Source organism: Polyangium jinanense (assembly GCF_028435265.1).
Lineage (GTDB): Bacteria > Myxococcota_A > Polyangia > Polyangiales > Polyangiaceae > Polyangium > Polyangium jinanense.
This window is the reverse complement of record NZ_JAGTJK010000097.1, coordinates 1-20,794: the sequence shown is the minus strand read 5'-3', so window position 1 is coordinate 20,794 and position 20,794 is coordinate 1. Positions and strand designations below refer to the sequence as shown.

At 68.6% G+C, this 20,794-nt stretch carries 15 protein-coding genes and 1 pseudogene; 7 read left to right on the top strand and 9 right to left on the bottom strand.

The genetic code is table 11. The features are described 5' to 3' along the window. The first annotated feature begins 206 nt into the window (after window positions 1-206). From uxaC to KEG38_RS52815, 3 genes are read left to right on the top strand one after another with little or no spacing between them, the layout of a single operon-like run. Window positions 207-1,643, top strand: coding sequence for a glucuronate isomerase (uxaC, locus tag KEG38_RS52825; RefSeq protein WP_272428605.1), 1,437 nt, complete (start codon window positions 207-209; stop codon window positions 1,641-1,643). Further along, window positions 1,640-2,464 (top strand): SDR family oxidoreductase, encoded by an 825-nt coding sequence (locus KEG38_RS52820; protein WP_272428603.1) that lies wholly within the window; start codon window positions 1,640-1,642, stop codon window positions 2,462-2,464. Before uxaC ends, KEG38_RS52820 begins: the two co-directional genes overlap by 4 nt. A gap of 1 nt (window position 2,465) precedes the next feature. Beyond that, window positions 2,466-3,707 carry a lactate racemase domain-containing protein gene (locus KEG38_RS52815; RefSeq protein ID WP_272428602.1) on the top strand — a complete coding sequence of 414 codons (1,242 nt, stop codon included), beginning with the start codon at window positions 2,466-2,468 and terminating at the stop codon, window positions 3,705-3,707. Here KEG38_RS52815 and KEG38_RS52810 read toward each other — a convergent pair. Genes KEG38_RS52810 through KEG38_RS52800 form a run of 3 tightly spaced genes read right to left on the bottom strand, consistent with a single transcriptional unit; the run spans window position 3,702 to window position 6,483 of the window. After that, a complete protein-coding gene (locus KEG38_RS52810) occupies window positions 3,702-4,496 on the bottom strand; it encodes an ATP-binding cassette domain-containing protein (RefSeq protein WP_272428601.1) in 795 nt (264 codons plus the stop codon). The two genes, KEG38_RS52815 and KEG38_RS52810, sit on opposite strands and share 6 nt — an antisense overlap. After that, a complete protein-coding gene (locus KEG38_RS52805; RefSeq protein ID WP_272428599.1) occupies window positions 4,493-5,482 on the bottom strand; it encodes an ABC transporter permease in 990 nt (329 codons plus the stop codon). Before KEG38_RS52805 ends, KEG38_RS52810 begins: the two co-directional genes overlap by 4 nt. A gap of 2 nt (window positions 5,483-5,484) precedes the next feature. Then, on the bottom strand, window positions 5,485-6,483 hold the full coding sequence (locus tag KEG38_RS52800; protein ID WP_272428598.1) for a sugar ABC transporter substrate-binding protein: 999 nt from the start codon (window positions 6,481-6,483) through the stop codon (window positions 5,485-5,487). A gap of 92 nt (window positions 6,484-6,575) precedes the next feature. On the opposite strand from KEG38_RS52800, the gene KEG38_RS52795 reads away from it, so the two are divergent. Then, a complete protein-coding gene (locus KEG38_RS52795; RefSeq protein ID WP_272428596.1) occupies window positions 6,576-7,409 on the top strand; it encodes an inositol oxygenase family protein in 834 nt (277 codons plus the stop codon). A 349-nt stretch (window positions 7,410-7,758) separates the two neighbouring features. On the opposite strand, the gene KEG38_RS52790 is transcribed toward KEG38_RS52795, so the two are convergent. Continuing rightward, entirely contained in the window at window positions 7,759-9,171 is a 1,413-nt protein-coding gene (locus tag KEG38_RS52790; protein WP_272428594.1) for a gluconokinase, read from the bottom strand. 79 nt (window positions 9,172-9,250) lie between these two features. Here KEG38_RS52790 and KEG38_RS52785 point away from each other — a divergent pair, with 79 nt between their 5' ends. Next, window positions 9,251-9,835: a hypothetical protein gene (locus KEG38_RS52785; RefSeq protein WP_272428593.1), complete on the top strand. Its 585-nt coding sequence runs from the start codon at window positions 9,251-9,253 to the stop codon at window positions 9,833-9,835. A 21-nt stretch (window positions 9,836-9,856) separates the two neighbouring features. Here KEG38_RS52785 and KEG38_RS52780 read toward each other — a convergent pair whose 3' ends face one another. From KEG38_RS52780 to KEG38_RS52765, 4 genes are read right to left on the bottom strand one after another with little or no spacing between them, the layout of a single operon-like run. Then, the gene (locus KEG38_RS52780) at window positions 9,857-12,145 is read right to left on the bottom strand and encodes a xanthine dehydrogenase family protein molybdopterin-binding subunit (RefSeq protein ID WP_272428591.1); all 2,289 of its coding nucleotides are present in this window, start codon (window positions 12,143-12,145) and stop codon (window positions 9,857-9,859) included. Then, window positions 12,142-12,609: a (2Fe-2S)-binding protein gene (locus KEG38_RS52775; RefSeq protein ID WP_272428590.1), complete on the bottom strand. Its 468-nt coding sequence runs from the start codon at window positions 12,607-12,609 to the stop codon at window positions 12,142-12,144. The genes KEG38_RS52780 and KEG38_RS52775 overlap by 4 nt, the downstream gene beginning before the upstream one ends. Continuing rightward, entirely contained in the window at window positions 12,606-13,250 is a 645-nt protein-coding gene (locus tag KEG38_RS52770; RefSeq protein WP_272428588.1) for an Isoquinoline 1-oxidoreductase subunit, read from the bottom strand. Before KEG38_RS52770 ends, KEG38_RS52775 begins: the two co-directional genes overlap by 4 nt. A gap of 58 nt (window positions 13,251-13,308) precedes the next feature. After that, window positions 13,309-15,957 (bottom strand): hypothetical protein, encoded by a 2,649-nt coding sequence (locus KEG38_RS52765; RefSeq protein WP_272428586.1) that lies wholly within the window; start codon window positions 15,955-15,957, stop codon window positions 13,309-13,311. Window positions 15,958-16,045: 88 nt separating this feature from the next. Between KEG38_RS52765 and KEG38_RS52760 the strand changes: the two genes are divergently transcribed. Further along, window positions 16,046-16,588 carry a glutathione peroxidase gene (locus tag KEG38_RS52760; protein ID WP_272428584.1) on the top strand — a complete coding sequence of 181 codons (543 nt, stop codon included), beginning with the start codon at window positions 16,046-16,048 and terminating at the stop codon, window positions 16,586-16,588. Window positions 16,589-17,187: 599 nt separating this feature from the next. Here KEG38_RS52760 and KEG38_RS52755 read toward each other — a convergent pair. Then, window positions 17,188-17,664, bottom strand: coding sequence for a 2-thiouracil desulfurase family protein (locus KEG38_RS52755; RefSeq protein WP_272428582.1), 477 nt, complete (start codon window positions 17,662-17,664; stop codon window positions 17,188-17,190). A 327-nt stretch (window positions 17,665-17,991) separates the two neighbouring features. Here KEG38_RS52755 and KEG38_RS52750 point away from each other — a divergent pair. Continuing rightward, window positions 17,992-20,794: pseudogene (locus tag KEG38_RS52750) on the top strand (hypothetical protein); the annotation flags it as partial.

The following is a 20,794-nucleotide window of genomic DNA, read 5'->3' as shown; positions in this document are numbered from 1 at the left end:
GACCTGGCCTGTTCGATGAACTGCGCATCGCGCAGTTCATCGACCCCGGGTCCAGCGCTTGCGCTGGTCCGGGTCCAGGGGCGGATAGCCCCTGGTGGGGCCTGGGGCAACGCCCCAGCTCAGCGCCTTCCAGATGAGACCCATGCTCAGGTTATGGCGGGGGACCGTCGCTGGGCGTTGCCCTAGCATTCCCTATACTGCCAGGGATGCCGCCCCGATGGACGCTCGACCCTGACCGCCTCTTTTCCGCGGAACCCTCGCAGCGAGCGACCGCCCGGGAGCTTTATGCCCTGGTGCGTGATCTGCCCATCGTGAGCCCGCACGGCCACGTGGATCCGGCGCTGCTTGCGGATCCTTCGGCCCGCTTCGGCTCGCCCGCCGACCTGTTCGTCCTTCCCGACCATTACGTCTGCCGCCTGCTCCACAGCCGCGGCGTGCCCATGGAAGACCTCGGCATCGCCACCCGCGACGGGAGCCCGCACGAGCGCGACCACCGCCGCATCTGGCAACGCTTCGCCGACCATTTTTACGTCTTCAGATCCACGCCGAGCGGACTGTGGCTCTCTGACGTCCTCATTTCCGTGTTTGGCGTGACCGAGCGGCTCGACGGGAACACCGCCCAGCGCATCTACGATCACCTCGCCGAGCGCCTCGAACGGCCGGAGTTTTCCCCGCGCGCTCTCTACGAGAGGTTCAACATCCGCGTTCTCTGCACCACGGACGGCGCCGCGGATTCGCTCGAACATCACCGCCGCCTCCGTTCCGAGGGCCGGCTCGACGTTCGCCCGACCTTCCGGCCCGACGCGGTCGTCCACCCGGGCACGCCCGGCTTCCGCGATCACATCGAGCGGCTCGGCGCGGCCGCCGGCATCGAGATCACGACCTACGCCGATTACATCCGGGCCCTCGAAGAGCGCCGCGCCACGTTCAAGGCGCTCGGCGCCACCGCCACCGACCATGGCGCCGTCACCCCGCACGCCGAGCGGCTCGGCGCTGCGGAGGCCGAGCGAATCTTTTCGCACGCGCTTCGCGGCGAGGCGGGCGCAAACGATGCGGCGCGGTTCTCCGCCCACATGCTCATGGAAATGGCGCGCATGAGCGTCGAGGATGGCCTCGTCATGCAGCTCCACGCCGGCAGCCTGCGCAACCACCACGGGGCGCTGCTCGCGCGCTTCGGGCCCGATCGCGGCGCCGACATCCCCGTCGCCACCGAATGGACGAGAAACCTGCGGCCGCTGCTCGAAGCGTACGGCGACGATCCACGCTTCCAGCTCCTGCTCTTCACGCTCGACGAGAGCACCTACGGGCGCGAGCTCGCCCCGCTCGCCGGGTATTATCCGGCCGTCTTGCTGGGGCCGCCCTGGTGGTTCTTCGATAGTCCGAATGGAATGGTCCGGTTTCTCGATCAAGTCACGGAGACGGCCGGCCTCTACAACACCGCGGGTTTCACCGATGATACGCGCGCGTTTTGCTCGATCCCCGCGCGGCACGACGTCTGGCGCCGGGTGAGCAGCAACTGGCTCGCGGGGCTCGTGGTGACGGGCAGGCTCGACGCCGAAGAGGCGGCGGAGCTCGCCCCGGAATGCGCGGTGGGCCTGGCCGAGCGTGCTTATCGGCTCGGGGCGGGGGATCGGTCCACATGAATCCGGCGACGTTGTTCGACATTCGCGGCGAAGTGGCGGTCATCACGGGCGGCAGCGGCGTGCTCGGGTCCACGTTTTGCCGCACGCTCGCCGCGGCGGGCGCGTTCGTGGCCGTGATGGGGCGGCGGCGCGAGCCGTGCGAGGCCGTGGTGGAGTCGATCCGCGCGGAAGGGGGCGAGGCGCTCGCCGTGCCCTGTGACGTGCTCGATGGCGAGGCGCTCGACGCGGCGGCGCGGCACATCGAGGCCACGCTCGGGCCGGTGACCATTCTCGTGAACGGGGCCGGAGGCAATCATCCGAAGGCCACGATCGGGCCGGATCGTAGCCTGTTCGAGCTGGATCCGGCGGGGTTCGGCGCGGTCTTCGATCTGAACGTGCAAGGCACGCTGCGGCCCTGCCAGGTCTTCGGACGCGGCATGGCCGCGCGGGGGCGTGGAAGCATCGTGAACATCACGTCCATGAGCGCCGATCGCCCGCTCACGCGTGTGGCCGCCTATGGCGCGGCGAAGGCCGCCGTCGTCAACCTGACTCGCTGGCTCGCGGTGCACATGGCCCAGACCTACGGCCCCCACATCCGCGTCAACGCGCTCGCGCCTGGGTTTTTCCTCACGGAACAAAACCGATTTTTGCTCACCGATCCCGCGACGAACACGCTCACCGAGCGGGGGAGGGCGATCGTCTCGCACACGCCCATGGCGCGGATGGGCGCGCCGGAGGATCTTTCCGGCGCGCTGCTTTTCCTGGTCAGCCCGGCGTCGACCTTCGTGACGGGGGTGGTCTTGCCGGTGGACGGCGGGTTCTCCGCCCAGAGTGGGGTATGAGATGTTGATCGGCCAGGGTTCTCCCGGGCAAACCCTCACGGACGAGGCCGTCCACCGGATCCTCGACGAGGCGCTCGCCGCGCTCCCGCTCACGGGCAAACGGCTCCTCGTCATCATCCCCGACGCGACCCGCACCGCGCCGATCCCGCTCATGTTTCGGCTCCTCCACACGCTCCTCGCCGGACGTGTCGCGCGTCTCGATTATTTGATTGCGCTCGGCACACATCCGCCAATGGATGAAACCGCCATCGAAAAACTCGTCGGGAAAGATGGGCCGGGGCGCGGCGACGGGCGAACGTCGATCTTCAATCACGCGTGGGACGATCCGGGCGCGCTGGCAACCATCGGCGTGATCGGCGAGGACGAGATGGCGCGCCTGACCGGCGGGCTGCTCGCGGTCGCGACAGAGGTGCGGCTCAATCGCAGGATCTTCGAGTATGATCAAATCCTCATCTGCGGCCCGGTGTTCCCGCACGAGGTGGTGGGTTTTTCCGGGGGCGCCAAGTACCTGTTCCCGGGCATCGCGGGGCGCGAGATCATCGACACGACCCACTGGCTCGGGGCGCTCTCGACGAGCATGTCGACGATCGGCGTCAAGGATACGATCGTCCGGCGGGTGATCCATCGCGCGGCCGAATTCGTGCCGGTGCCCGTCCTCTGCGCGGCCCTCGTGCTCCGCGGCGCGGATCTGCACGGGTTTTACGTAGGCCCGCACGTGGAGGCGTGGAGCGTGGCGGCCGATCTCTCCAATGAGCTCAACATCATCCACACGAAGCGGCGCTACCAGCGCGTGCTCTCGCTCCCCTCGACGAAATACGCCGACCTCTGGACCGCGGCCAAGGCCATGTACAAGACGGAGCCCGTGATCGAGGATGGCGGCGAGGTGATCATTTACGCGCCGCACCTCGGGGAAGTCTCGTTCACCCACGGCGCGCTCATCGATCGGGTGGGCTACCACGTGCGGGATTATTTTCTCGCGCAATGGGACCATTTCCGCACGGTCCCCCTGTCCATCCTCGCGCACAGCACCCACGTGAAAGGCGCGGGCCGCTACGACGCAGAGCAAGGAGAACGGCCGCGCATCCAGGTGACGCTCGCGACGGGCATCCCGGAAGAGCGCTGCCGGCGGATCAACCTGGGGTTCACCGATCCCCGAGGGATCGATCCGGCTGCGTGGGAGGGGCGGGAAGACGAGGGGATCCTGATCGTGCGGAACGCGGGCGAAGTGCTTTATCGGTCATGAAGCTCGAAGCTCGTGCTGGAGTTGCTCGAGCTCCTCGCCGCCCGCCATGCGTCGCACCAGCTCGTCGCGCGAGATCTCCGCCTTGGTAAAGGTCCCCTCGCAGCGGCCCCGGCTCAAAATGGTGAATCGGTCCCCGACCATGTGCGCGTGGTGCGGGTTGTGCGTGATGAGAATGACGCCGCATCCCCGTGTTCGCGCCTCCATCACGTACCGGAGGACGATCCCCGCCTGCTTCACGCCGAGCGCGGACGTCGGCTCGTCGAGCACGAGCACCCGGGCGCCGAAATGGATCGCCCGCGCAATCGCGAGCGCCTGGCGTTGTCCGCCCGAAAGCGCCGAGACCGGCGCCGACATGTCGCGCAGCTCGATCCCCATTCGCTTGAGCTCGGCGCGCACCACCTCCTCGGCCTCGCGCAAATCGAGGCGCCTGAGGGGCCACACGCCCCGCGTGGGCTCGGCGCCGAGGAAAAAATTGCGCACGACCGAGAGCATCGGGACCATCGCGAGGTCCTGGTACACGGTGGCAATGCCGCGGGCGAGGGCGTCCCGCGGCGAGGAGAATCGCACGGGCTCGCCGTCCACGAGCAGGCGCCCCTCGTCCGGCGGATGGACGCCCGAGAGCGTCTTGATGAGCGTCGATTTGCCGGCGCCGTTGTCCCCGAGGACACACAGGATCTCGCTCGCATACACGCGCATCGAGACGTCCTCGAGCGCGGTGATGCGACCGAATCGCTTGGTGATGTGATCCGCTTCGAGGATCGGTGCCGTACCGTTCGTCTCGTGGCTCATCGCCGCGCCTCCGCCGCCCGCATCTGGACGGAGCTGTTGAGGAGCACCGCCAGGATCAGGACCGCGCCGAGAAACACCTTGTACCAGTCCGAATCCACGCCCGAAAAGACGATGCCCTGCTGCACCATGCCGAAGAGGAGCGCTCCGCAGGCCGCGCCCACGACGGATCCGCGTCCGCCCGTGAGCAGCGTGCCGCCGAGGACCGCGGCGAGAATGGCTTCGAGCTCCTTGCCCGTGCCACGCAAAACGTCGGTGCCGCGGAATTGCACGGTCTGAAACGTGGCGACCAGGCACGCGGCAAGCGCCGTGGTCATGAAAAGAAGAATCTTGACGCGGTCGACCGGAATCCCGAGGCGGCGCGCGGCATCCGGGGCGCCGCCAACCGCAAAAATCCAGTTTCCTGGGCGCGTGCGCACGAGGACCCACGTGGCGAGCGCGGTGAGGCCCAACCACCAGAGCAGGGTGATCGAAAAAGGCCCGATCTGCCCGGCGAAGAGCTTTTGCGCCGTGCCGAATCCGCCCGCCTCCTCGAGGCCGCCCACCTGGGTTCGTCCGGTGATGAGGCGTGTCGTGCCAATCGTGCCGCCGGCCAGGATGAAGAGCGTGCCGAGCGTGACGATGAACGAGGGCAGGCGCGTGCGGGTCACGATGAAGCCATTGGCGAGGCCCACGCACGCCGCGAGCGCCGCGGCCGCCGCGATCCCGGCCCATAACGGCCAGCCGAGCTCGGTCGTGCAAAGCGCGATGGTCATCCCGCTCGCGGCCATGGTCGAGCCAATGGAGAGGTCGAACTCGCCCGCGATCATGAGCAGCGCGACGGGCGCGGCCAGGATGCCGAGCTCGGCGGCGATCGCGAGGTAACTCGCCGTGCCGGAGAGGGTCAAAAACCCGGAGTCACCGGCGGTGACGGCGAAAAAGAGCCAGGCGGCCACCACGGCGGCGACGACGCCGAGCTCGGGGCGGGCGAGCCATTTGCGCGCGGACACGGCTAACGAATGCCTTTCTTGCTCGCGTCGATCACGGCCGCCGCGTTCTCCTTCGTGACGAACGAGGGCCCCGTGGGGATCGCCTCCGCCGCGGGGAGCAGGCCGTGCCGCGTGTATTGCGCGAGCAGGACGACGGAGAGATATCCCTGCAAATATTGCTGCTGGTCGATGGCGAACGTGATCTGCCCGTCGCGGACCGCCGCGAGGACGTCGGGCGAAAGATCGAACGTCGCGACCTTGACCGTGCCGAGCCGGTTCGCTTGCCGGAGGCCGGCGAGGGCCGGGTGCACGCCCGGCGGGCCCAGCGTGAAAATGCCATCCACGTCGGGCGTCAATGCGGCCATGATCTTTTGTTGTGTGTCGGTGGGGCTCGTGGCGTTCACCGCCAGCACGCGACCCTTGCCCCCCACCTTTTCGAGCGCGTCGAGGAAGCCGCGGCAACGCTCGTCCTGGGAGATGTTGCCGACCTCGTGGTTCACGCAGATCGCGTGGCGCACGCCCTCCTTCGCCATACGCTCACCGCCGGCCTTCCCGGCGTCGTATTCGCTCTGGCCGATATGCAAGAGCGCGCCCATCTTGCGCGCCTCTGCGCCGCCGGCGTTGATGCTGATGACGGGAATGCCGGCGTCTCGGGCAGCCAAAAGCGAACGCGCGAGGGCGCTGGGATCCGGGACGGAGACGATGAGGCCGCTCGGCTTGCGGGCGACCTCGGCGTCGATGAGGCGGCTCATCGCGACCATGTCGAAGGTCTGGGGCGCCTGGTACGTGACCTTGACGCCCATGTCCTTCGCCGCCTGGTCGATTCCGTTTTTCACCACGGACCAGAATGGATCGGAGGCCTGGCCGTGGGTGACGACCGCGAAATGCGCCCTTACGCTCGAATCGCGCGTGGTCGCGCTCGCGCGCTCGCCCCTGCCGCATGCGATGGCGGCGAAGAGGGCGACGAGGCAGCCGAGGACCATCCACAACGCGCGGCGGCGGGCGGAGAGCTCTCTTTTCATGTTCCCCATTTCCTCGCGGAGCCCCCTGCGCCGCGACCTTCGAGAATCCTAGCGCCGCCCGGACCTTCGCGCTATTGCCCTGGACAATGAGCGTGACCGAGCACCTTGGGCAGATCCAGGATGGGAAACGAGCAGCCGCCACGACAGCAAAGAAGGAAACCTCGGAGTTTCGCGATTACCGCGCCGAGGCGAGGCCCAGCGTCAAGGAGCTTTACCGGCTGAACCACGAGCACCAGACGCTCTCGTTCGTAGAGGACAAGAAGCGGCAATACCTGAGCCTGGATCGGCGCCGGGCGGGTATGTGGGAGGTGCTCGAGCTGCTCGATCGGCTGGTCGACGACAGCGATCCGGACACGGAGCAGTCGCAGATCGCGCACGCGCTGCAGTCCGCGGAGGCGGCGCGACGCGACGATCAGCCGCCGTGGTTCGTCCTGACGGCGCTCATCCACGACGCCGGCAAGATGCTTTGCCTGTCGGGCGAGCCGCAATGGGCCGTCGTGGGCGATACGTTCCCCGTGGGCTGCGCGTTTTCGGACCGCATCGTCTTCCCCGAGCTCTTCGCGAACAACCCGGATCGGCAAAACCCGCGTTATCAGACGCCGTGCGGGGTGTACGAGGAGGGATGTGGGCTCTCGAAGGTCCACATGTCGTGGGGGCACGACGAATACCTTTACCACGTGGTGAAGGAGTACCTGCCGCTCGAGGCCCAGTACATGATCCGGTATCACTCGTTTTACGCGGCCCACCGCGAAGGCGCCTATGGGCACCTGATGAACGAGCAGGACCGGCAGATGATGGAGTGGGTGCGGCGGTTCAACCCGTACGATCTCTACTCGAAGGCCGACGCGCCGCCGGACGTGGCGAAGCTCCGGCCCTATTACCAGGACCTCATCGCGAAGTATCTTCCCGCCGAGCTCCGCTGGTGATTCGCTGGGGCCGCCGCGCCGGGGCGCTGCCCCGGTCCCCGCGGGGGCTATTCGCCCCTCGACCCGAACCAGGGCAAGCCCTGGACCTCAGGGGGAAGAACTGCGCGATGCGCAGTTCTTCCCACAGGCCGGTGGCAAGACCAGGGACAGCGTTGCCAGTCACGGCGGTCTTGGTTGGCAGGGTCGTACCTGGTCTTGACTCGACCTGTTCGATGAACTGCGCATCGCGCAGTTCATCGACCCCGGGTCCAGCGCTTGCGCTGGTCCGGGTCCAGGGGCGGATAGCCCCGGTGGGGCCTGGGGCAAAGCCCCAGCGCAGCGGCTCCCAGATGAGCTCGTTCGCCATCGCCTACGAATAAAGCCTTCGATAAAGCTCGATCTGCCGCTCCTTCGCGGCGCGATACACTTCGGCGACCTCCGGCCGCGGCTCGAAGATTCGCGACGCGGACGGGGCGAGGGATGCGAGGGATCCCAGGCCCCGCGCCGTGAGCGCCAGCATGGCCGCGCCGCGCATCGTGGCCTCGTCGCCCATGAGATGAACGGGCGTCTGCATCGCGTCCGCGAACATCTGGGCCCAGGCGGGGGAAGCGGAGAGCGCGCCGCCTCCGGCGTACAGGGCGTCGCTGCCGCCGAGCGCGTCGTGAATCTGCGCGAGCCGCAAAGCGATCGATTCGTACAAGGCCTGCACGATGTCGCGCGGGGTCGTGGACAGCCGCAAGCCGTGCAGGGTGGCCGTGGCATCCGGCCGATAACCGGGGCTACGTTCTCCCGCGAACATGGGCAAAACGGTGAGACCGTGCGCGAAGGGCTCGCCAAACACGAGCGGCTCGTCGTCGAGCCTCAGATGCGCGCGCGCCCAGGCGTGGGCATTGCCCCCTTCGCTCGTGGCCCCTCCGATGAGCTCGCGTGTTTCGTCGATGCGATAGGCCCAGAGCCCCTTCGGCACAGGGCACGGCGGGGTTTCCGCAACACGCATTTGCCGCAAGGCCGCGGTCGTCCCGACGGTCAGCGACGTGCTTCGAGGCGAAATCGCGCCGCTGCCGACATGCGCCGCCGCGCCGTCCCCGATGGCCGGAAAAAACGGCGCGTCGCGGAGCGCGGGCCAGCGCTGGGCATGAGCGGGCATGAGGCCCATCTCGGCATGCCGAGAGCCGACCACGGGCGGAAGGTAATCCGGCGTGAGCCCGAGAATGTTCAGCCATTCAGCCGACCAGCTCCGCGAAGCACGGTCGAGCAGGCCACTCCACGAGGCCACGGAAGAGCTGCACGGGATCTCCCGGCCGAACCAAGCACGATAGAGATACGTGCCGAAATCGAGCCACGTCGCAGGCATGATCCGCCCGTTCCGAGCATACCAGCGCAGGCGCGCCGGATGATACGCGGTATGCAACGGGCAGCCCGTCGCCTGATAGAGACGGGCGCCATCGACCTCGGTCCGCAATGCCTCGACATCCGCGGACGGGCGGGTGTCGGCATACGTGAACACGGGCGTCACGGGCTGGTTCTCGGCGTCCACGCCGAGCAAATTCCCCACGAACGTCGCCACCGCGACCGCCTCGATCGGCGGAGCGTTCGCCAGGATTCGATCGACGCACCCTTCGACGGACGCGCGGAGCTTGCGCGCATCCACCTCCGCGGTGCCGTCCGCGGCCACCGTGAAGGCATACGGTTCGGCCGTTTCGCGGCAGATACGCGCGCTCCCGTCACAAATGGCGGCGCGCACCGACGAGCTGCCGACATCGATCACGAGGACGTGCGCCATGGTGCTTTCCTAGCCCGAATCGCGCCCCGCGGCATCCCGGACCCTTGCCACGGGCGCGACACGCCTGGCAAGCTGAGGCATGGCGTTCGTGGACCTCGTGCCCTTTCCTCGGCGCATGCTCGTCGCGGCAACGAGCGGGCTCCTCCTGCTGCTCGGTTGCAAAGACCTGGCGCCGGAGAAGCCGAAAAGCGCGGTCGCGGGCATCGGCGCGGCCGCGGCGCCCCTTCGTCCCCCGCCTCCGTGGCTACCGCCCAATTACACCGAGATTCCCTGGTCCGAAGCGGCCACGCTCATCCAGCGCCAGGAGGTCGACCGCGTGTTCGGCACCCGGACCCGCCGCGTGTACGTGGTCAAGAGGGAGGGCCAGAAACACTACACCACCGCGCCCAGGCGAGGCGACCTGGCCAAGCTGTTGGCGCAGATCCCCCGCGAGGAGCTCAAGTTCCTCTACCGCGACGACATCGAGGAGATCTCCTGGGCAGAGGCCGAGTCCCGCATTCGAAACAAACAGGTGATCTCGGTCTCGACCTCCCATTTCAACATGGTGTCCCTGAGCATGAAGGGGGGAGCGTATCCCCTCGCCGTCGCGCCCTCGGAGCGCGACGTGCGAAAGCTCATCGAGGAGGTCGACCCATCGGGCAACCTCCTCGGCGCGGTCGAGTAGGGCGCCGAACCGTTCGGCGCTCTACGCGAAGAGCCCCCGCACGATCGGGACCTCGCGGATTCGTTTGCCCGTCAAGGCGAACACCGCATTCGCCAGCGCCGGGCCCACCGGCGGCACGCCCGGTTCGCCCACGCCGCACGGAGGCCCGTCGCTCGGCACGAGGTCCACGTGGATCTTCCGCGGCACCTCGCCGATCCGCGCGATCCGCGCGTCCCGGAAGTTCGATTGCTCCGTCGCGCCGCCCTTCATGGTGATCCCGCCGAAAAACGCATTGCTGATCCCCATGACCACCGAGCCCTCCATCTGCGCGCGGGCGCGGTCCTGGTTGACCACCGAACCGGCATCCATGCAGATCCAGGCCTCGTCCACGCGGACCTTGTTCCGCTCGTCGGGCACGACGGCCAGCACCACGGCCGTGTACGTGACGAAGCTCCGATGCGCGGCGAGCCCGTAACCGCGGCCGTCCTTCTTTCGCCCGCTCCAGTTCGCGGACGCCGTGACCCGCTCGATCACGCGCCGCAACCGGCCCGCGTCGACCGGGTGTTTTTCGAGTTTTTCCCCGTAATTGACGAGCTTCTCGATGCCGAGCTCCTGAAGGCCCAGGGTCCGCGGCGGGCCGATCACCTCCAGCCACACGTCCCGCGGATCGGCGCCGCGCGCGTGCGCGATTTCGTCGATCAAAGAGCCGATCCCGAACGCGTGGAAGATGTTGTACACGGACCGATACCAGCCGATCCGCACGTGCGCCTCCGCCTTGCAGCCCTCGGCGCGGACGTTCGGCACGTCGAGCGCGACATCGAGCACGCCTTGCTGGAGGTCCGTGATGCCCGGCTTGTCGACGTCGCTAAAGGTGGAGGCGATCGGCGGGAACGCGGTCCGATGGTGCCACGCGATCACCTTGCCGTTCGCGTCGAGGCCCGCGCGGAGCCGCTGCGCGTTCACCGCATTGTAATAGCAGTGGTGAATGTCGTCATCGCGCGTCCATTGCACGCGCACCGGCACGCCCGCCTCGCGCGCGAGGAACGCCGCTTCCGCGGAGAAGTCCGCCTTCGATTTCCGCCCGAACCCGCCGCCGAGCAGCGTCACGTGCACCGTGACCGCGTCCTCGCCGAGGCCGAGCGTCTTCGCCACCTGCGTCCGCGCCGCCTGCGGATGCTGCGTCGCCGCCCAGACCTCGCAGCGACCGCCCGCGAACCGCGCAATGGCGACCGGCGGCTCCATCGGCATCTGCGCGAGGTGCGGAACCACGTACTCCGCCTCGACGACCCGCGCCGCCTTGGCGAAGGCCGCGTCGACGTCCCCGACGTTGCGATAGGGCGTCCCCGCCTCGCGCACCGAAGCGAGGAGTTTTTCCCGGTAGGCCACCGAGTCGTACACCGCGTTGTCGCCGGGATCCCACGTGATGTCGAGCGCCGCGCGCCCGCGCATCGCGGCCCAGGTGTTCTCCGCGAGCACCGCGACGCCGCCCCATGGCTGGAACCCATAAGGCCGCTGCGCCGCGGGCATCTCGACCACCCGCTTGACGCCCGGGATCTTCAAGGCGCGCGACGCGTCGTACCGGGCGACCTTCCCGCCGACCACCGGCGGCCGCGCGATCACCGCAATCAGCATGTCCGGCAGCTTCACGTCGGCCCCGAACACCGCCTGACCCGTCACGACGGCCGGCCCGTCGAGGAGCGGCAAGGATGGGCTGTTCACCCGCGAAAGCTCGCTCTTCGGCCGGAGTTTTACGTCCTCGCGCTTGGGCACGGGCAATTTCGCCGCCGCCTCCGCGAGCTCGCCGAAGCCGAGCGAACGTTTCGTCGGCGCGTGGTGGACCATGTTCCCCCGCGCCTCGCACGTCTCGGGCTTCACCTTCCATTTCGCCGCCGCGGCCGCGACGAGCATCATGCGCGCGGTGGCGCCGACGTACCGGAGATCATCGTAAAACTTCCGGATGCTGCTCGATCCGTCGGTGTTCTGATCGCCGTACTTCTTGTCGCCGACGGCCTGCTGGATCACGACGCGCGCCATGTCCGCGCCGAGCTCGTCGGCGATGAGCACGGGAATCGAGCTGCGCACGCCCTGGCCCATTTCGGAGCGGTGACAGACGATCGTCACCGTCCCGTCCGGCGCCACGTGGACGAACGGATTCGGGTTGAGCCCCGGGGCCTTCGCCTCCTCCCCGGGCACCACATGCCGTGGGCCGGGCCCGGCGCGGCCGCTCGGCTCGTCGGCGAGGGCAGGGAGGCCAATCGCAAGCCCGGCCAAGGAGAGGTTCAACCCGACGAGGAACGAGCGCCGGGTCACGCGCACGGCATCGCCGCTCATCGTTCGCCCTCCGGCATCCCGGCGGCCTTGCGGATCGCCGCGCAGATCCGCGGGTAGGCGCCGCATCGGCACAGGTTTCCGGCCATCGACTGCTCGATCTCGTCGTCCGAGGGTTTTGGTTTGGCCTTGAGCAACGCGGCCGCCGTCATGATCTGCCCGGCCTGGCAAAACCCACATTGCGGGACGCCGAGCTCGACCCAAGCGCGCTGGAGCGGATGGCTCCCGTCCGGCGCGAGGCCTTCGATCGTGGTCACGGCGTGGCCGTCGGCGCGGCGAACCGGGGTCACGCACGCGCGCACGACCTGCCCGTCGAGGTGCACGGTGCACGCGCCGCAGAGGGCCTGACCGCATCCGTACTTCGTGCCGGTCAAACCGAGCACGTCGCGGAGCGCCCAGAGCAGGGGCATTTCGGGGTCGACGTCGAGCGTCTTTTCAACGCCGTTCACGCGGATACGCACGCTCATGGTTTCGCCCCCTCCGCGGGGCACTCGGCCCCGAACTCCGCCCAGGCCGCGACGATCGCGCCAAACTGCTCCTGCGTCCCCGGGACCGGCTCGCGATCCGCCCCCGGATGCCATCCCCAGCCGACGAGCGCGTCGTGGGCATTGTGCTCGACGATCGCGGCGAGCGACTTGCCGCCGTTCCGCTTGGGATCCTTCATCTGCTCGCAGATCTGGCGCGGCGACTTGCCGACCCACGCCATCTCGATCGGCGCGAGCGCCCAGTGGGGCGCGCCGGGGACGCGGGTGAGCTCCACATTCTTGTCCTGGTGGCAGCTCGTGCATTCCATCCCGACGACGCCGTGGCCCTCGGGCCCGCGGACGGACGGCGGGTCGTGGAGCTGCATGTTCATCCCCTGGTGGGGGATGTCGCCGTTCGGATGGCAGTTCACGCAGCGGGGATGCGTGAACACGCGGCTCGCTTCGAGGAAGAGGGCGCGGGATCGCTCGCGTGTGTCCTCGATGCTCGCGAAGTCGGAAGGGGCGCGGAGCTCGTTCGGCGCGACCTTGCGAAGGGCCGTGGGGCCTTTCGGCCCGTCCGCGGTCGGATTTCCGCAACCGGCGAGCACGAAGGCCACCGCAAAAGGCAGGAGCCGCTGGTGCATGGACGTGAGTAAGCACGGATGGCGCGAGCAGGCAACCGGACGCGTGTCGTGAAAAACCTCAAGGGGTTTTGTCGAGGGCAGACCAACGATGGCGGCGACGGCGCGACACGAGAAGAGAACCGAGGCCGAGCAGGACGAGGGCCCCGGGGGATGAGGACGAGGCGCCGAGATGGCAGGCGCATCCGCTTTCGCTGCCACCGCTATCGCCGCCGCTTCCGCCTGCGCTTGCGCTTCCGCCTGCGCCTCCGCCTGCGCCTCCGCCTCCGCCTCCGCCTGCGCCTCCGCCTCCGCCTCCGCCTCCGCTCCCGCCTCCGCCTCCGCTCCCGCCTCCGCTCCCGCCTGCGCCGGAAAGCTCCACGAATCGCCCGAACACGCGCTGCACGCCGAACGGCTCTCCCGGGACGAACCGCGCATACGCCACGAGGGCCTTGTTCGCGGTTTCCGCCGCCATCACGGGCGCGCCCTCGACCCACGTGGGTTCCGCCGAAAGCGGGACGCTCGAGGTCACCGTCCCGTCGGCCTCGATCGTCCTCGCCACGAGGTCGACCGCGGCCGGGTCCGTGGGCGCCGTCAAGACGCGGAACGCGACGAGCGCGCGCGGACCCACCGCGACGAGCGCGGGGCACGTGCCCTCGACGTAGCCATGGTACAGCACGGCGTCGTCGCAATCGCCGTGCGGGAGATCCTCGCCGATCAAGACTCCCTGCGGGTCGAGGGCCATTCCGTCGGAGGTCACACGCGCGGCGCGTAGATTCACCCGCCGCTCTGCGACGAGCTCCTGCCACGCGACGACGTGGTGCGTTCCCGTGAAGACCACGTCGGGCCGAAACGCCTGCAGGTCGGAGGCGGCGGGCGCCACCGGAAAACCGCCCGGATCGAGCGGCTCTCCCGCGGGGGTCAGGCGGCCGGCGCGAATCCCCGTGCTGGAGGACCAGGTCACGAGGAAGTGCGTCCCATCGAACGAGAGGGCAGGGGTACCGCCGGCCCATTCGGCCGGGGCCGCGGACAGGTCGATCATCGGGGAGACGACGCCGTCCTGACCCACACGGAACGCGTGGAGCTTGCCCCCGCTCGCCCCCACGAACATGAGGCCCGCGCCGTCCGAGGCCGCGTCGTTGTATTCCGGGAGCTCGATCGGCGTGGAATCGAGCACCGCGCCTGCCGCGCTCAAGCGCGCCGCGCGCGCCGCGAGCGGATAGTTGTACGGAGGATACGCCAAGTCGGAGCCCCACACGACGAGGGTGTTCTTCCCATCGAAGAACGCGTGGGGCTGCATCTGGACGTTGTCGCCGGCGAACACGGGAATGCTTTGCGGATCGAGCAGGGTCCCGTCCGGCGACAACCGCGCGGCGTGGATGTCGTACCACCGCATTCCCTGCTCGAAGTCGCGATCGTCGGTCCACACGACGACGTGGTTCGTGCCGTCGAACGCCACCGAGGGCTGAAATTGCTGATGGGCGCTCTGCGAGACCACGATGCGCGGATCGTCGAGCGCGGCGCCCGAGGGGTCGAGGCGCGTGCCGAGGATGTCTCCGCTGTTCACGTCATTGAAACTGTGGCTCTGCTGCGTCCAGAGGACGAGGGATCCCACGCTCGCGCTGGCCACGGCGAACCCCTCGACGTCCGGGCGGAGCATGGCGCCCGGCGGAGGAGCAAGCGGGATCCCGTCCGGAGAGAGGCGCGCGGTGAGCAGGGTGGCGGAGTCACCCGGGCTGTAATCGACCCACGCGAAGACCGTATTCACGCCGTCGTGGGAGCCCACGAGGCCCGAGGGATACGTCCCGAGGCTCGACACCTGAATCGGGCTCGGATCGAGCATCACGCCCGACGACGAGATCCGCGCGGCATACACGCCGCTGGAACGGCCCCAGCCAAGCACGTACGCGGCGCCATCATGGACGAGCACAGCATGGTCGGCCTGCGGGTCGGCGACGAGGACGAGGTGAGAGGGATCGAGCGGGGCACCGGACGCAGAATAACGGCGCCCGCGAATCTCGCCATCCTTCCAGACCACGAGGTAATCCGAGCCGTCCGTGGCCACGACGGGGCGCGCGTAATCAGGGGCATCCTCGGCGGACGCCACGAGAAAACCGCCAGGATCGAGCACAGTGCCATCGGCCGCGACACGCGCAGCGCGGACCTCGCAGTTCGAGAACGAGCAGGTCTTGTCCCAGACGACGAGGGAGCCATTGCCATGGGAGGCGACCCTCGCCCGGACATGCTCATCCTCCGCCACGAAGATCCCGCCAGGATCGAGGACCGTGCCGGCCGGGCCGATGCGCATCAAGCGCACGCTCGCAGGAGAGGTGCCGTCGATCTCCACGGTGCTGCCCTCGTAGGCGAGAAGAAAGTTCGTTCCATCGTAGGTGATCGAGGGCGAGCGGCCGTCAGCAAGGTGAAGGCCATACGGATCGACGAGGGTGCCATCGGGCATCACGCGCGAGCCAAAGATGCGCTCCCGGCCATTGCGGTGATCCTGCCAGACCGCAAAATACGCGCCGTCGCCGAAGGCAACCGCAGGGCGCACTTGCACCTCGGCCGCGAAGCCAGGGAGGGGCTCACCGAGGCCCATCTCAGGGCCAACGACGGTCTCGAGGGCCGCGCGAGCAGAGCCAAGCGCGGAAGGCGCGGGCTCGTGTTCACCGCAGCCAACGAGGAGCAGGGAGAGGAAGGACGGCGCAAGGAGGCGGCTCAGGGTAGGGCGCATGGGGGGCACGCAGGGTCAGCGTATCCCGGGATTCGTTGAGGGATCCAGCCCCTGGCGTCGCGGCCCATCCTCAGGTATTGCGATCCCCATGCTCAACAAACTGGTAGGCGTCGTGAACCGCGCCGTATACGGCAAAGCCCCCGAAGGCGGGCCGACCTCCCTGCAGGAGCTCTCGCTCCAGCGGCTCGACGGAGCACCGCTCCCCCTCGAAGAGCTGTCAGGCAAGGTCGTGCTCTTCGTCAACGTCGCCAGCCGCTGCGGCCTCACCCCGCAGTACGAAGGGCTGGCAAAGCTGCAGGAACGCTACCGCGATCGCGGGTTCCTCGTGGTAGGCGCCCCGTGCAACCAGTTCCTCGGGCAAGAGCCCGGGACAGCCGCGGAGATCGCTCAGTTCTGCTCCACAACCTACGGCGTCGACTTCCCACTCCTCGCAAAGCAAGACGTGAACGGCGCAGAGCGGAGCCCCCTCTACCAATGGCTCATCGGCAGCAAAGTAGGCGGAGGCTCAGACATCTCCTGGAACTTCGAAAAATTCCTCGTCGGCCGCGACGGCGCAGTCCGCGCGCGCTTCTCCCCCCGAGTGACCCCCGAGTCCCCCGAAGTCGTACAAGCGATCGAAGCCGCACTCTGACAGGCAAGCACGGGAGCCGTCGCGCCGGGGCGCCGCCCCGGACCCCGCGGGGGCTGTCCGCCCCTCGACCCGGACCAGCGCAAGCGCTGGACCCAAGGTCGATGAACCGCGCGATGCGCAGTTCATCGAACAGGCCGAGGCAAGACCAGCGAAGGCCCTGCCTCCAGGAAGCAAAGGTCCTCGACCTTGTCCACATGGTCCTCGGCCTGGTCCACATGGTCCCATGACCTGGTCCACATGGTCCCATGACCTTGTCCACATGGTCCTCGGCCTGGTCCACATGGTCCCATGACCTTGTCCACATGGTCCTCGGCCTGGTCCACATGGTCCCATGACCTGGTCCACATGGTCCTCGGCCTGGTCCACATGGTCCCATGACCTGGTCCACATGGTCCTCGACCTGGTCCACATGGTCCCATGACCTGGTCCACATGGTCCTCGGCCTGGTCCACATGGTCCCATGACCTGGTCCACATGGTCCTCGACCTGGTCCACATGGTCCCATGACCTGGTCCACATGGTCCCATGACCTGGTCCACATGGTCCTCTGACCTCGTCCACAATTGTCCCGGTAGCGGCCCCCTCGCGTCCGCCGGCGCTCAAAGCTCTTCGTCGGTGACGACCTCGATCCCCTCACGCAGCAATGCGGCCGCGGTGACCCCGTTCCCTTCGCGAAGGGTACGCGAGAACGTTCCATCAAAGACGGCGCCGCACCCACACGACGGAGATCGCGCCTTCAGAATGGCGAGGCGGCACCCAGCAGCGCGCGCGCGCTCCACCGCAATACGAGCCCCCGCCAGGTACTGAGGGGTGACATCGTCCCCCGCGTCCGTGAGGACGCGTGCCCTCCCGCTCAAAACATCATTCCCATCTCCTCCCACAGTCTCGGCGGGAGGCCGGGGAATTCCAAGGCCCCCTTCAGCCTCCGGACAAACGAGCACGGCCCGCCCCTCGCGCACAAGCGCGAGGACGCGCTCGCGCGCGCGGTGATTGCCGTCATACGCACACGCGCGGCCCGCAAGACAGGCCGATACGAGGATCGGCGCGCCGGGATCATCACTCGAGCGGTCCTTCATACCCGAAGCCTACCACAGCTCACGGCGCGACAGGCGGAAGGCAAGTACGCGTGCCGCGAACGAAAGAAAATGCCGGGTGCGATTCGCGAACGGCACGCTGATGTTTTGAGGAGGCGGTGACGCGCGCATCGCCGACACCGCTTGACGTGCTCTTCGAGTGGCCGTATGGGTGCGCGAATGTCGCAATCCTATGTGTTACCGGGCCCTTGGCTCCGGCACGTGGCCACCGGAGCCCTCCTGTCGGTGGCCGCTTCGTGTGCCTCCGATTCCCTTCTTGATCCCCCATCCGAACCTTCGGCCTCGTCGGCGCCTGCATCGTCGACCGAGATGCCGAAGGATCTCCGCGCAGCCTACATTCATGCCGTGCAATCGGGCGCCCCGGAGGCCTATGGCGCGAGGTGGGTCGGGCCGGAGCTCGTCGAGGCAGAGAACGAGGCCTCGGGCTTCGTGACGACGCTCTCCAGCGCGGGCGTGGTGCTCGCGCCCTTGCAGGAGCCTTGGTCGCTCGAAATGCGCACGGCGGCGATCGGCTGCGAGGGGGCGACGCTGCCGGTCTCCGCGGTCTCGCCGAAGGCTGTGGGCAATCGGATTGCGTACGAGCATCCCGAGATCTCCGGGTGGTACCTCAATGGCCCGCTCGGGCTCGAACAAGGGTTCGTCCTCGAGCGCGCGCCCGATTGTGCGGGGACGAAGGTGGTGGAGCTGGAGCTCGGCGGCGAGCTCCGCGCAGAGCTCGAGGACGCGGACGGCGACGGGCGCGGGGAGGTGATCCGGCTCGTGGATGTCGAGGGCCAGGTGGCGCTCTCGTATACGGATCTCTTCGCGAAGGACGCGGAGGGCAAAACGCTGCCGACGTGGATGTCGGTGGAGGCGGGGCGAATCACGCTGCACGTCGACGACGAGGGGGCGGCGTATCCGGTGGAGATCGATCCGCTGATCGGGGTCCAGCAGGCGAAGCTCCTGGCGAGTGATGGGGCGTCGTCCGACCGCTTCGGCATTCGGGTCGCGCTGTCGGGGGACACGGCGCTCGTGGGCGCCCCGCTCGACGATGACAAGGGGCAAGGCTCCGGTTCCGCCTACCTGTTCGTGCGCAGCGGCAGCACGTGGACCCAGCAAGCGAAGCTCGTGCCGGTCGACGGGGCGGCGGGCGACCAATTCGGCACCTCGGTCGCGCTGTCGGGGGACACGGCGCTCGTGGGCGCCGGCCTCGACGACGACAAGGGGACCGACTCTGGTTCCGCCTACGTCTTCGTGCGCAGCGGGACCACCTGGACCCAGCAGGCGAAGCTCCTGGCGAGTGATGGCGCGCCGGAGGACTGGTTCGCCTATTCGGTCGCGCTGTCGGGGGACACGGCGCTCGTGGGGGCCCTGTGGGACGACGACAAGGGGGCCAACGCCGGCTCCGCCTACGTCTTCGTGCGCAGCGGCAGCACGTGGACCCAGCAGGCGAAGCTCGTGGCGAGCGACGGGGCGACGGGTGACCAATTCGGCACCTCGGTCGCGCTGTCGGCGGACACGGCGCTCGTGGGGTCCTACTGGGACGACGACAAGGGGACCGACGCCGGCTCTGCTTATGTCTTCGTGCGCAGCGGCGGCGCCTGGACCCAGGAGGCGAAGCTTTTGGCGAGTGATGGCGCGGCGACCGACCTGTTCGGTTATTCGGTCGCGCTATCGGCGGACACGGCGCTCGTGGGGGCGTATCGGGACGACGACAAGGGGACCGACGCCGGCTCTGCTTATGTATTCGTGCGCAGCGGCAGCGCCTGGACCCAAGAGGCAAAGCTCCTGGCGAGCGACGGGGTGGCGTCGGACAGCTTCGGCCATTCGGTCACGCTGCTCGGGGACACGGCGCTCCTGGGGGCGTATCGAGACGACAACGACAAGGGCACGGCCTACGTGTTCCTGCGCAGCGGCGGCGCCTGGACCGAGCAGACGAAGCTCGTGGCGAGCGACGGGGTGGCGGACGACGAATTTGGTACTTCGGTCGCGCTGTCGGGGACCACGGCGCTCGTGGGGGCTCACTTCGACGACAACAAGGGCTCTGCCTACGTGTTCGTCTTGACGGTGGGCAACGGCTCGACCTGCGCCTCGGGCGCCACGTGCGCGAGCGGCTTCTGCGTCGACGGGGTGTGCTGCGACAGCGCGTGCGGCGGCGGTGTCGGAAGCGACTGCCAGGCCTGCAGCGTGGCGGCGGGCGCAGCCATGGACGGGACGTGCAGCCCGCTCGTGATGGGCACCGAATGCCGCGCGTCGGCGGGTGCGTGCGACGTGGCGGAGAGCTGCAACGGCGTCGCGACGGCGTGCCCCGCGGATGGGAAGGTCGCGCAAGGGACCGAATGCAGGGCGTCGGCGGGTGCGTGCGACGTCGCGGAGACCTGCAACGGGACGTCGAATGCTTGTCCGGCGGACACCAAGGTCGCGGCAGGCACCGAATGCAGGGCGTCGGCGGGGGCTTGCGACGTGGCGGAGAGCTGCAACGGGACGGCGAATGCTTGTCCGGTCGACACCAAGGCCGCGGCCGGCACCGAATGCAGGGCGTCGGCAGGGGCTTGCGACGTGGCCGAGAGCTGCAACGGGACGTCGAATGCTTGTCCGGCGGACACCAAGGTCGCGGCAGGCACCGAATGCAGGGCGGCGGCGGGTGCGTGCGACGTGGCCGAGAGCTGCAATGGGACGGCGAATGCTTGTCCGGTCGACACCAAGGTCGCGGCAGGCACCGAGTGCAGGGCGGCGGCGGGTGCGTGCGACGTGGCCGAGAGCTGCAATGGGACGGCGGATGCTTGTCCGGTCGACACCAAGGTCGCGGCAGGCACCGAGTGCAGGGCCTCTGCGGGGGCTTGCGACGCCGCCGAGAGTTGCGACGGTGCGGCGGTGAATTGTCCTCCCGATGCCGCTGTGCCGGACGGGACGGCGTGTGATGACGGCGATGCGTGCACGGAGGGCGATTCGTGCGAGCTCGGCGCTTGTAAGTCCGGCGCCACCCAACCGAACTGCGGCAGCGGCGGCGCAGGCGGAAGCGGCGGCGCAGGCGGCAGCGGCGGCGCAGGCGGCAGCGGCGGCGCAGGCGGAAGCGGCGGCGCAGGCGGCAGCGGCGGCGCAGGCGACAGCGGCGGCGCAGGCGGTAGCGGCG

Coding starts and splice junctions, on each gene's coding strand:
- uxaC (WP_272428605.1), top strand. CDS start 207: ATGCCGCCCCGATGGACGCTCGACCCTGACCGCCTCTTTTCCGCGGAA.
- KEG38_RS52820 (WP_272428603.1), top strand. CDS start 1,640: ATGAATCCGGCGACGTTGTTCGACATTCGCGGCGAAGTGGCGGTCATC.
- KEG38_RS52815 (WP_272428602.1), top strand. CDS start 2,466: ATGTTGATCGGCCAGGGTTCTCCCGGGCAAACCCTCACGGACGAGGCC.
- KEG38_RS52810 (WP_272428601.1), bottom strand. CDS start 4,496: ATGAGCCACGAGACGAACGGTACGGCACCGATCCTCGAAGCGGATCAC.
- KEG38_RS52800 (WP_272428598.1), bottom strand. CDS start 6,483: ATGAAAAGAGAGCTCTCCGCCCGCCGCCGCGCGTTGTGGATGGTCCTC.
- KEG38_RS52790 (WP_272428594.1), bottom strand. CDS start 9,171: ATGGCGCACGTCCTCGTGATCGATGTCGGCAGCTCGTCGGTGCGCGCC.
- KEG38_RS52785 (WP_272428593.1), top strand. CDS start 9,251: ATGGCGTTCGTGGACCTCGTGCCCTTTCCTCGGCGCATGCTCGTCGCG.
- KEG38_RS52780 (WP_272428591.1), bottom strand. CDS start 12,145: ATGAGCGGCGATGCCGTGCGCGTGACCCGGCGCTCGTTCCTCGTCGGG.
- KEG38_RS52775 (WP_272428590.1), bottom strand. CDS start 12,609: ATGAGCGTGCGTATCCGCGTGAACGGCGTTGAAAAGACGCTCGACGTC.
- KEG38_RS52770 (WP_272428588.1), bottom strand. CDS start 13,250: ATGCACCAGCGGCTCCTGCCTTTTGCGGTGGCCTTCGTGCTCGCCGGT.
- KEG38_RS52765 (WP_272428586.1), bottom strand. CDS start 15,957: ATGCGCCCTACCCTGAGCCGCCTCCTTGCGCCGTCCTTCCTCTCCCTG.
- KEG38_RS52760 (WP_272428584.1), top strand. CDS start 16,046: ATGCTCAACAAACTGGTAGGCGTCGTGAACCGCGCCGTATACGGCAAA.
- KEG38_RS52755 (WP_272428582.1), bottom strand. CDS start 17,664: ATGAAGGACCGCTCGAGTGATGATCCCGGCGCGCCGATCCTCGTATCG.